This is a genomic window from Pedobacter kyonggii, from assembly GCF_004310665.1.
Taxonomy (GTDB): Bacteria; Bacteroidota; Bacteroidia; order Sphingobacteriales; family Sphingobacteriaceae; genus Pedobacter; species Pedobacter kyonggii.
This window is the reverse complement of sequence record NZ_SIXF01000011.1, coordinates 91,368-103,512: the sequence shown is the minus strand read 5'-3', so window position 1 is coordinate 103,512 and position 12,145 is coordinate 91,368. Positions and strand designations below refer to the sequence as shown.

The 12,145-nt window shown below is 39.9% G+C and carries 7 protein-coding genes and 1 pseudogene; all 8 read right to left on the bottom strand.

Translation table 11 applies throughout. The features are described 5' to 3' along the window. Positions 1-341 precede the first annotated feature (341 nt). Positions 342-1,844: an alpha-L-fucosidase gene (locus EYS08_RS13130; protein WP_244215948.1), complete on the bottom strand. Its 1,503-nt coding sequence runs from the start codon at positions 1,842-1,844 to the stop codon at positions 342-344. A gap of 24 nt (positions 1,845-1,868) precedes the next feature. Continuing rightward, complete coding sequence (locus EYS08_RS26045) at positions 1,869-2,072, bottom strand: hypothetical protein (protein ID WP_208745853.1); 204 nt, start codon at positions 2,070-2,072, stop codon at positions 1,869-1,871. A 12-nt stretch (positions 2,073-2,084) separates the two neighbouring features. Then, positions 2,085-3,382: pseudogene (locus tag EYS08_RS13125) on the bottom strand (beta-N-acetylhexosaminidase); the annotation flags it as partial. 196 nt (positions 3,383-3,578) lie between these two features. Then, a complete protein-coding gene (locus EYS08_RS13120) occupies positions 3,579-5,009 on the bottom strand; it encodes a hypothetical protein (RefSeq protein ID WP_131030473.1) in 1,431 nt (476 codons plus the stop codon). A gap of 72 nt (positions 5,010-5,081) precedes the next feature. Next, positions 5,082-5,342, bottom strand: coding sequence for a hypothetical protein (locus tag EYS08_RS13115; RefSeq protein ID WP_131030472.1), 261 nt, complete (start codon positions 5,340-5,342; stop codon positions 5,082-5,084). A 223-nt stretch (positions 5,343-5,565) separates the two neighbouring features. Continuing rightward, the gene (locus EYS08_RS13110) at positions 5,566-7,311 is read right to left on the bottom strand and encodes a RagB/SusD family nutrient uptake outer membrane protein (RefSeq protein WP_131030471.1); all 1,746 of its coding nucleotides are present in this window, start codon (positions 7,309-7,311) and stop codon (positions 5,566-5,568) included. Between the two features lie 11 nt (positions 7,312-7,322). Next, the gene (locus tag EYS08_RS13105) at positions 7,323-10,412 is read right to left on the bottom strand and encodes a SusC/RagA family TonB-linked outer membrane protein (RefSeq protein ID WP_165456450.1); all 3,090 of its coding nucleotides are present in this window, start codon (positions 10,410-10,412) and stop codon (positions 7,323-7,325) included. A gap of 104 nt (positions 10,413-10,516) precedes the next feature. Then, on the bottom strand, positions 10,517-12,145 hold the full coding sequence (locus tag EYS08_RS13100) for a RagB/SusD family nutrient uptake outer membrane protein (RefSeq protein WP_131030469.1): 1,629 nt from the start codon (positions 12,143-12,145) through the stop codon (positions 10,517-10,519).

The window sequence follows — 12,145 nt, the reverse complement described above, 5'->3', positions numbered from 1 at the left end:
GATTATTTGATTTGATAATATGGATTTATAGCCATTAGGTTAGGATTAAGATTGCGTAGAAACATCCATCGCTACGCAATCATTAACTAACCAAATAAATGTATTTACCAAGGTTAACATCAGATAACCAGTCTGATGTACGTTTGATATAGACGGTAATTCGGGCACTAATCAACCTATTCATTACTATGTCGTTTACATTTAAATCTTCCTGTCCAAACTGGTTTATGCCCTCTCGGCCTTGCCTTCCTTTTATCGCAAAGCCTGGTCAGATAGTTTAAACCGTACGGCTCTTTAAATCTTACTTCAAAAAAAATTAGGAAAATAACGGTTCATCCAGGCTACATTTTAGCATCCATTAACTTTGCTGCTTTTGCTTTTGGCACCACCAGTTTCATTTTAATTACAAATGCTTTGTTGGGTTGAAAATCTTTTGGCAATATTACATCGTAATAGGTATTCTTATCCAGATCCAATCCGATGTCTGATTGTTTTAATTCCAAATTTTTGCTGTCGATTAAAAGCGCAGCTGTACCCGGAACTTGTTTTGAATTTTTGGGTACTGCAATGCGCACAATACCATTTACGGGTTGGTTAAAAACCGTTAAATAAAGGTTATCGTTTTTTTGAGTAAAGTAGCCTAATTTAGAAGGGGTTAATGCAGCATGGCGCACGCCATATACCGCCTCGGCATTTATTTTTATCCACTCGCCGATTTCCTTTGCAATTTTATCCTCCTCGGGATGCATATTTCCATTGCCATCGGGCCCAAAGTTTAGTACAAAATTGCCATTCATTGATACCGAACGCATCAGCATATCCAATAAATCGTCGGTGGTTTTGGTATAAATCCCCGACCAGTCTTTCATATATCCCCAACCGTTTGGCGGGATAGTCATTACCGCATCCCAATCGTTACCGTTTAACCACTCAAATTCAGCAGGTAACTTACGCTCCCAGCCTTGTTCGTAATCACCTAAAATGTTGCCATTCGAATCGAAGTGCCTCGAGCCGTGTTCATCGTTACGGAAACGTGAGCCGATAATTAATCCAGGATGTTTTTCGCGGAGTTCTTTTTCTAAATTATAGGTAAACTGATAGGCGCTCTTCCACGAAGCATCCCAGGTACCATCAAACCAGAAACCTTTAATTTTCGGATAGTTATCCAACTGCTCTAAAAGTTGGTTTCGGGTATAAGCTAAAAATTTATTAAATTTCTCTTTCTCCTCGTCTGTTTTAGGGGCTTTACCCATATAATTGGGGTTGTTCCATTCTAAAATAGAAAAATAGAGATATACATCAATACCTTCAGCGGTATAGGCATCCACAATCTGTTTTACAATATCTTTTTTATACGGCGATGCAGTAACATTATAATCAGAATATTTGGTTGGCCAAAGTGCAAAGCCATCATGATGTTTGGTGGTAAAAATCACATATTTTGCGCCCATATCCTTAGCTTGTTTAGCCCAGCGTTTAGCATCGAAGTTTTTCGGATTAAACTGCTTGTACAGGTTATCGTAAGTTTTGGTCCAATCTTTTGGCGCTGTAGGCCCGCCCCAGGAGCGGATCCATTCTGATGCTGCTGCACCTCCCCTTGCACTTACCCCGTTCCATTCGTTACCCGCAATAGAATAAATTCCCCAGTGGATAAACTGCCCTAAGCCATAACTGCGAAAAGCTTCCATATCGGCATCAGCACGGTGTGGTGGTGTTAAGGTGCCGTATTTAACTTCAACTTCTGTTGTAGGTTTGCTTTTTGGTCCTGTCCATTGTGCGTCTGCAGGACTTACTACAACTACAGCAACAAGGATAACCAGGGCAAACTTTAATATATTCTTCATATTCAAATTTTATTCGTGTTATTGTTAATCTTTATAATTTAATGGTTTCTTCCTCCTAACCGGTATTTCAGGGTTTTGTAAGGGTTTTGAAGGATGATAATAATAAAGTCCTGCTTTGCTATAAAGTACCAGATGCTGGCTTAGGTTGTTGCTGAAGGCTTTAAAATCTTTATGTTTTTGCGGTGTCCATGCGGCTTCTGCCAGGGCAGCAATCCGCGGAAAAAGCAAGTAATCTAAACGGTTGCTATTATCTACTGTTTCTGTCCAAAGGTTTGCCTGAATACCTAAAATAAGCTGTTTTTCTTTTTTATTTTCGGCAAAAGACTGTGCATCGAACTGGTATATCTGCTCAATGGGGCTATACAGTTTGTTCCATTTCCTACCGTATTGATGGGTGCTATCCTGAACAAAATCAAAATATAGCGGCAAACGTGGGCATAAAACCGTTTGATAACCTTTACTAAAGCAGTACGGAGTTGTTCAGGTTTTTCCTGACGCCACCAAAACATAATGGTTTTCTCTTTTGGTAAGTCGGCTTCGGCCATTTCATCCCAAAAAATAGCCCTCGCATTTAATTGATAAAGCGAATCGGCCATACGTTTCATAAAATAATGTTCTACTGCAGCATCATCCTTAAGCTTTTCACGCTCTCGGAGTTTTAAAATATCAGGGTTACTTTTCCATTTTTCATTTCCATAACTCACTTCGTCTCCCCCTAAATGGATTAATCCGGCAGGGAAAAGCACATTGGTTTCTTTTAGAATATCAGTTAAGTAACTATAGGTTTTTTCCAGTCCTGGGTTAAACGTAAACTCAGGATGCCCCATCGAACCACCCCCTGAATATTCCGGATAGGCTTTATTCGCTGCCGTAGCATGCCCAGGCATATCAATTTCTGGTATAACTTTAATGTAGCGCTCGGCAGCGTAAGCCACAATTTCCCTAATATCGGCCTGTGTGTAAAACTGAGCGGGCAAATTGGGGTTTAAATAATCACCAATGCCACCAATAAGAGCCAGATTCGGATATTTCTTAATTTCCAACCGCCAAGCAGGTTCATCGGTTAAATGCCAGTGAAAAGTATTCAATTTATAAAAGGCCATCCAGTTTAAAATGAACTTTACTTTTTGTTTGCCAAAAAAATGACGCGATTCGTCAAGCATAAAGCCACGCCAACCATAAGCTGGTGCATCACTTATCTCTGCCACCGGAAGCTTGTTGTTTTTATTGGTTAGTGCCAATTGCAACAGCGAAACTACTCCGTAAAAAATACCGTTAGGGTGTGTACCCGAAACTATAATCTGGTCAGGTTTGATACTAATCTGATAAGCACATGAATCTGCATGTTTGCGACCTGCTTTTAGGACCAGCACAATACTTGCCGATTTTACTTTCTGCTGAAGGGTAATTCCTTTTTGACTTAATAACTCGTTCTGAAAATAGTAAGCAATCGTTTTTAGCTGTTCGTTATTACAACTAATACTATTGTAATTATTTATGGTATAATAGCCATTGCCTTTTACAAATTGCACTGGCATAGGAATAATCTCCGGTTGCTGCGCAAATGCCGTTGAATATTTATCAGCTTTAAATTCTTCCAATGTATTTTTTTGCCCTGTTTGCCCAAACAGTAGCTGGGCAAACAGGGCAGATAACAGACTTAAAAAAAGTGTTTTTCTCATTTTTGATTACGTTTTGAACCATTTATCATAAGCCTGTTTATAAATATAATAATTAAAGGGCAATCACTTTTATGGATGATGCCTTATCATTAAAGCTAGAAACATACGTACTTGACGAAGTTAATTCGATGCTACTTCCGGTAAAGTTATCTCCATCATACATAATTACTTTAACGCCAAGACCTAAATTAACAGATGATACATCGTTATTGCTAATACCGCGACTAATTAAATCAGCTGTGGTATACTGGCCAACTGGTAACGATACCCCATAGCCACCATAACTGGAATTCTGATGAAATTTAGCTGAACCGTTTGCACCAATTTGTGGCACACCATTTAAAAATGAAAATGAATAGGTTTTGCTTACATTACCGCCATTTTTCAATAGCAGTTTGAACCTGATGTTGTAAGCTTCGTTATTTTTATAAGAAAGCTCGCTAAAAGGAATGGTTGCCGAAATTGTATTTCCAATGCTTGGGTTCGATCTCCACGCCACTGCATTATAATCCGCATCACTACCACCCAAATCTGGATCCATGTAAATTAAAATATCATTTACCTCTTTGTTGCTGGTAAACGAACCTGTAACATTGAAAGCCTGCGTTGTTGCATTATAGGCAAACTGTGCATTAATAGTGGTGGTAGCTGCCTCATAAGGTATTTCGGTAGGTAAAGGATTCTGGAATACTTCGTTACGGTTTAAAATGGCAGCATCAACCTCTGTTAAAAATGTTGGCTGACCTTTACTGAAAGTTACATTTCCTGATCCCATTAGCGATGTACCTAAGGTTGGTTGTTCTGAAGCATATTTGGCATGATTGTGCGGTAAATTTAAGCCATGTCCAAGCTCGTGCAGCATACCACCAAGTAAATTTGATGTTGCATTAGGGATTTTATCAACTGCCATATTTGAATTATCGGTAGCAAAACAATTTCTACCATAACCGTAAAAAGGCTGATCGAAACTGCCATCGGTACGCTGTGGCAATAAAATGAGGGTGTGGCTCGAATTTGAAAACTCTGAAGCATGTGTAGCTTTGTAAGCCGCAATTTCATTCAGGATTTTAGTTGCCGAAGTACTGGCGGCGTAAGGGTAAGCCGATTGTGCAAACTGAGCGGGTATTTCGATAAAACGCACCAATCCGGTAGAGTCAATTTTGGGAAGCCCCATGTATTTATCATAGCCATACCTTAACATTTCGGTATGGAACCAACCCTGAAAATGAACCAATAAAGAGGTTAAGCGGGTCTTGTAGTCAGCAAGCGCCGGATTATCAGTAGGCACAAACATTACAATATTCAGGTTTTTAGTATTGGTAACAAAACTCGGCGGCGTGGTTCCCGAAGTAATTGCCAATGTAGTAGGTTTTGTGCCAACTACTTCTGGTTCTGAAGCAGGTGCTTTTTTACAGGCGTTCATTAAAAGACCGCTTGAAATCATCAAAAGCAGCGCAAAGCAAAGTTGTTTTTTGTTTTTCATGTTTAATGGTTTGAGGTTATTTGATTAATTGATTTTTATTTCATTATTGTCATTTTAGTTAAAAAGTAACCCTTACAGCCCTCCTCGCAGCTTTTTTGCTGAATACCAATGTTTCTGGTACCGATACCCTAAGTCCTCTGTAATCTTGTTTCCAGTTGAGTTTTCGCCTGCTTCGCCTAACATTACCGCTTTAACCCGAATCTGGTCGTGAGATAGCGACTTAATAATCAGTTCGCCATATTCGGCTTCGTTTAAAAAAATCTGCAGTTCATCTTGCTTCCCCGAATAAAACAAAATGGGCTCAAGTGTTCTGATTTTTGTTATTGGGTTCATTGTGTATCGGTTAATTGTTTGAAACAGTTAACTGATTGGTTATTGTTCGTTGGTTCACTAGTCATTAGTTCATTGGTGGTTGGTCATTGATCAATTGGCCTTTCAAAATTGCTATTGAAAGGCAAGATAAGCGGTAGCTGAAGCAATCGCATTAAGATTGCTTCGTACCTCACAATGACGGCCTGATCGACTCCAGACTTATGACTTCGGACTTAAGACACTCTTACCATCCAGGATTTTGAATCAGCACTGCACTCTTGTTAATTTCTGATTGAGGAATAGGGAAATAATACATTTGAGGATTGGTAAATCTCCTTGTTTCAAAAGTAAAGCGAGCTCCGGTAACAGTTGATCCGCTACGTGTCCAACGCATCCCATTGGCCGGACCGTTTATTAAATTTTCCGCCAGTTTCCATCTTTTGATATCAAAGAATCTAGTCGCTTCCTCATAGGTTAACTCTACCCTTCTCTCATTGCGGATCACTTCCCTCATTTGCTCTTTGGTTAACTGCAATGGCAATTGAAATGGCACTAAACCAGCTCTTTCCCTGATTTGCTCAACAGCTTGATATACTTCTGTACCAGGCCCGCTAAACTCGTTAAGTGCTTCTGCGTAATTCAGTAATATTTCGGCATATCTGATAGCCACCAAGCCAATATTATTGGATATACCAAAATTGCCACCAGCACCTTCATGACAAAATTTACGGTATAAATACCCCGTTTTAGTAGAACCTGAGGTACCTAAGCCGTCGCCTGGAGCATTGGCGTACAAATTAACTACCGTTTTGGTGTTTGTTGTATTGTTTAACCACAAGCTGCCATCATATAATATAGAATAATAAAAACGGGGGTCTCTGTCTTTGTACATATTTGCTTCTACGTAACCAGAGCCTGCTTCTTTAATGTTCTTACCATTTTTCATCGGATAGGTATCTACCAGTTCCTGGGTTGGATAAGAATAAGCCTGCCCACCGCGGGAAACTGGAAGCAGAAAACCTTCGTACCATCTGTTTGTCGATTTCATTACCTGAAAAATATGTTCAGGAGTATTTCTTGTAATCATCATCTGATAGTATCCATAACCAGGCGCAGTTGTATTATCTTTCACTAAACTGTATATGCCCATATCCATCACCGCCTTTGATGCATCAACGGCCAGTTTCCATCTATTGTTATCTAAATTATCGTAACCTGCCAAATTTTTATTGGCACCTGTACCAGGGTTTTGCCCGTTAAATAGCGGACTGGCAGCCAGAAGTAAAACTTTTGATTTTAGGCCCAATGCGGCACCTTTTGTGGGCCGTCCGAAATCTTCAATTTGTGTGGTTACAGGCAAAGCTGCGCAGGCATCTAATTCGCTAACGACATAATTTACAGTTTCGGCAAATGTAGATCTGGCCAAACCAAAATCGTCAGTTATAGCATACACTTTATCGCCAATAACTGGCACGCCACTATAATTACGCAGTAAATGCCAGTAATAATAGGCCCTTAAAAACCTGGCTTCTAATTTTAAAGTTGCTCTTCTGCCGGCCGAAATTGGAGATCTGTCTACGTTTGCCAAAAAAACATTAGCCCGCCTGATGTTATTGTAGCAATTGTTCCAGTGGTTCTTAAATCGGCTAAAATCGGCCTGATTTTGAAATGTTGCCGAATTAAAGGCAGGTGCTATTTGTGCGGTAGCACCGCCCCATACGATATCCGAATCGTCTGATGCATCGCTGTACGACCACAAACCACCGCCCGTTAAGCCATTATCGAGGTAGTATGTTCCGGCCAACCCTGTATAAATACCTGTCAAAAATCGAAATGTTAACAAACTATCTGCAAATACGGTAGCTTCATTGAGCTGCCCCACATCTGTTTTATCCAAAAAACTATTGCTATCAGTTTTTTTGCAGGCAACAGCACCTATCGCTAATAAGCCAACTAATGTTAAAGTTTTTATATAATTTATATCTTTCATCTGTTTATATATTAGAATGTTACCTGTAAGCCAAGGTTTACAATTTTTTGTTGAGGATAGGATGAATAGGCTTCTACCGTTCCTGTAGAATTTATAGACTCAGGGTCTACATCGTAAATTTTCAAGCTAAACCAGGTAATCAGATTTGCGGCATTAGCATAAATACGGGCATTTGATAATCCGATTTTATTTACCAGCTTGTTATTAAAGTTATAGCCCAGTTCTACATTTTTGAGCCGGATGTAATCTGTTGGGCGTAACCAAAAGGTAGACTGGTCAAAATTGGCACCCCCTAAGCGTGGTAATTCTGCCGTTTCCTTAGCTTCTGGCGTCCATCTTTTTAAGTGTGTTTCAGAAGGTGTACCATTAGTAGTTCCTATCTGAAACATGGTAGACGCACTTAAACTTCCTTTTGCGGCACCCTGAAAAAGCACGGAAACATCGAAGCCCTTGTAGCTTGTACCTAATGAAAAGCCGTAGTTGACCTGAGGGATATTAGGATTGCCAATCGGGCCAATATCACCCTGATCGATCTTTCCATCGTTGTTAATATCGGCATACTTCAGATCGCCAGGTTTAACTGCACGGCCAACTGATGTTGGACTATTGGCAATATCGTCGGCGTCATTGTAGAAACCTATATTGGTATACCCATAAATCTGACCAATAGGCCGGCCTGTGCGCATCAGCAATGGGTTACCTTGATTATAGGGCTCATCACGGTAAATTATTTTATTTTTATAGATGGAAATGTTTCCTTTAACGAAATAGGATAAGTTTTCTGACAGTTTATTCTGGTATGACAGGTCGAGCTCAAAACCTTTATTATTTACAATACCCAAATTTACCGGAGGCAACGAAATACCTGAGAAATTAGGCACGGTTTCCCTTACTGTTAAAATATCGTACCTTTTATGGTCAAAATAATCGAAGGTTATTCCTAGTTTACTGTTCAGCAATTTAATGTCTGTACCAATATCCAACTTACGCTCCTGCTCCCATCTTACATCTTCATTTGCGAGGGCACCCGGAGTAATACCATACTGTAAGCTGTTATTATCGCCAAACCAGTAAGAGTTTGCCGCCGTTGACGGGGCATTATAAATTTCTTCGTAGATATAACGGTAAGTATTCGGAAAATCATCAGAACCAACGGTACCCAACGAGCCCCTTAATTTCATATAATTGATAAAAGGAAGCGCTTTTTTAAAGAAGGGCTCTTCACTAATGTTCCAGCCTGCACTTACTGCCGGAAATAGACCATTCCGCTTACTTGCTTTAAACCTATCGGTACCATTATACGCACCGTTCAGTTCGAATATGTACCTCGATTTGTAATTATATCCTACCCTTGCAGAATATCCTCTAAAATTTGCAGGAATATTGGCACCAGAAATATCTGTTAACTGGTTGTACACGATCAGACCGTATAAATTGTGGTTTCCAAGCTGACGGTTATAATCTAAAATACCTTGTGCATTGATCTTGCGAAGGGGGTAGCTAGATCTATTGGCATCAAATGCAGTAGCCGCGGTAAGCGGGTCTAACCTGCTTAGCTCCGGAAAAACAGGATCCAAAACATCAGATCCCGGCAGGTAGGCATAAGTAGGGAAACGTCCTCTGGTTAACGATCGGTTAAACTCTACATTATTGGTATAGGCCAAAATTGCCCTTACAGCAAGACCTTTGGTTACAAAATCTAAGTTTTGATTGGCCTTTAGGTTTAAGTTAAGGTTATTACTATAATTTCTGTTGTAACCTGCATATTGCAAAATACCAACCGGATTTAACGTTGCAGATTTTCTGCCTCCGTAACTCCCATCTTCGTTCTTTACCGGGTAGTTCCATGGATTTAAAAGTCCGCTGCTCAACCTTCGCCAAATAGAAACAGCGCCACCGGCCAGTACATCGGGTAGGTTTGGCTCATTAATTTCATTAAACCTGGCAGAAAGATCCAACTTTAGTGTTAATGTTTTAGTTACATTCAAATCAACATTCGATCTGATATTGTATCTTTTTAAATAATAATTACTGTTAAAATTTTCATCTTTTTGTATCTCTTTTAAAATACCATTTTGATTAACGTTACCTAGTGCAACGAAATACTTTAAATTTTGAGTACCACCAATAATGTCAATATTGTTGCTTTGCTGCAATGCGTTTTTGCGCATTACCTCATCGTACCATTTTACACTCGGGTAACGGTACGGATCGTCTCCCAATTTAAAATGGTTTAGTGCTTCCTCGGTAACCAGCCCCGGAAAAGTCAGGTTGGGGTCTCTACCCTCATTTACCTCCATCTCTTTCAACAAGATTAAGGCATTATAAGAATCCAGTGGTTTTCTTCGTATGGTTGGCGTTTGCAAGCCAAAATCGCTTCTGAATGTAATTTTCGGTGCAGAATTTGTTCCTCTTCGGGTGGTAATCGCAATTACACCGTTAGCGCCCTTTATACCATATATAGCCGTTGAAGAAGCATCCTTTAAAATGGAAACGGTTTCGATCTCATTAGAACTTAACTGACTTAACTGTTCGTAAGGGTACTCTACATCATCTACAATTACCAATGGCCTGTTAGACGCACCTGTATAGGTGCTAATCCCACGAATGTAAATATTAGCAGCATCGGCACCTGGCTGGCCGCTGGTTTGCTGCTGGAACAAGCCGGGTAGCCTTCCCGCCAGTGCATTTTGAAAGCTTGCAGCAGGGCTCTGTCTTAATTCTTTACCCGATACAGTACTGGTTGCACCGGCATTGGTGATCTTCTTTTGTGGGGTAAAGCCAACTACAACAACTTCATTTAAATTTGAATTATCTTCTTTTAAAACAATATTTAAAGGTTGGCTGGTAATGGTTACCACTTTTGTGATATAACCAACAGAGCTTATGATAAGTTTGGTACTATTTGCACCAACTTTTATGCTAAAAGCGCCACTAGTGTTTGTGATGACAATATTCTTTGGGTTTTCTTGCTCTGTAACTGTTGTAGCAATCAGTGTTGTGCCAGTATCATCTGCAACAACACCCCGTACAACTTTGCTTTGGGAGTAAGCTAAATTAGTGATCAGCACAAGCAATATTATATTCAGTATTTTTTTCATCTGTATATAGTTTCTTTTTATCAGCATGAAGCCATCCCGATTTCCGTTTCACTCCTGTGATCTGAAAAACCAGTGTGATTCATTATTTATATTTATGCTTTTTATTAGTTAGACCATCCTGGGTTTTGAACCACTTTATTATTGGCTAATATTTCGGCCTGTGGTATGGGGTACCAATACATTTTAGCATCGAAAACAGCATTTGCGACATTGAAATAAGTATAAGAGAAGGCTGTTCCGTTTTTGATAATCTGCACCCCTCTAACTGGCTTATTTAATTCAATTTCGGCCAGCTTCCACCTTCTCAGGTCCCAGGTTCTGTGCTCTTCAAAAGCCAGTTCTATACGGCGTTCGTTCTGAATTATTTTACGCAATTCATCTTTGCTAAGCGTAAGCGATAAGCCGTAAAGATTATTGGAACCCGGAAGAATTCCTGCTCTTTTTCTGATTAAAACCAAATTGTTAACGATATCAGCAACTGCTCCACCCGATTCATTCAGCGCTTCGGCATGGTTTAATAAAATTTCAGCATACCTTAATAAGATGACGTGATGGGCCTGATTGGTATAGGTAGTGGAAGTTTCAAATTTGCCCATAAATTTTCTCAGATAATATCCCGTTCTAGTCTGTGTTCTGTTCCCTCCCGGCTTATCCTGGCCGCCTCCAAATGTTTCAACAGGCCTTCCCAACCAATTTTTGCCATTGTGCATAATGGTAGCTGTTAACCTCGGATCTCTGTTTAAGTATGGATTGTTTGGGTCATAAGTTGATCCCGCATCGGAAATTGCTTTTCCATCAAGCATTAAAAATGCATCGACCAGATTTTGCGATGGGCTGGTTAAGCCAACACCCTGTAAATATCCAATCGGACCGTTATTGATTTCGATATTTGTATTTAAAGCATTCTGTTTAATAAAAATAAACTCGGTGTTTTTGGTCGCATTAAAATTGGCAATCCAATCGGTTACCAGGTTATAGCCCAATGCTTTAACATCGGCTGCTGCCTGTGCGGCTAGCGCCCATTTCTGGATATTATTTGTCGGGTTGCTTAAGGGGCTGGCGGCATATAACAGCACTCTCGATTTTAGGGCCATTGCGGCTCCGATATTCGCCCTACCCCAATCTCCATCGCTAATGGCATAAGGCAATAATGAACTTTTTATGACATCCAACTCAGCTACGATATAAGCATAACATTCGTCGAGCGTATTTCTAGGAACATTTATATCATCATCAATGGTAAATACCCTATCCCCAATTAAAGGTACACCGCCCCAGCGCTTAACCAGCTCAAAGTAAAAATAAGCCCTCAAAAATCTTGCTTCAGCTTTAAACTGAGTTTTTAAAACTGCAGTTGTGGGTACTACATCTACTTTGCTTAAAAAAAGATTGGCTCTTCTGATGCCCAGATAATTCTTGCTCCAAACATCATCAGGAAGGGTCGTAGATGATATTCTACCCGTACGGTAGAATTCTGCCTGGGTTCCTATTCTTGATGGTACTGCATCGTCTGTTCCGGCATCTAAAAAGCTGCCATCTATTCTGTTATACCAATCTGGCAACAACAAATAGGTTCCGTTTAAAAATTGCTTTGCATAATCAGCATTCTTATCAAGTGGATCAAAAATTAAATCGCCGGTTATGCGGTCCAAGGGCTCTGCCTCAAATTTTTTCGAACAGCCAAATGCAAATAACAGGCAGATTATAGCGAAGTATTTTTTGTAATTATTCAT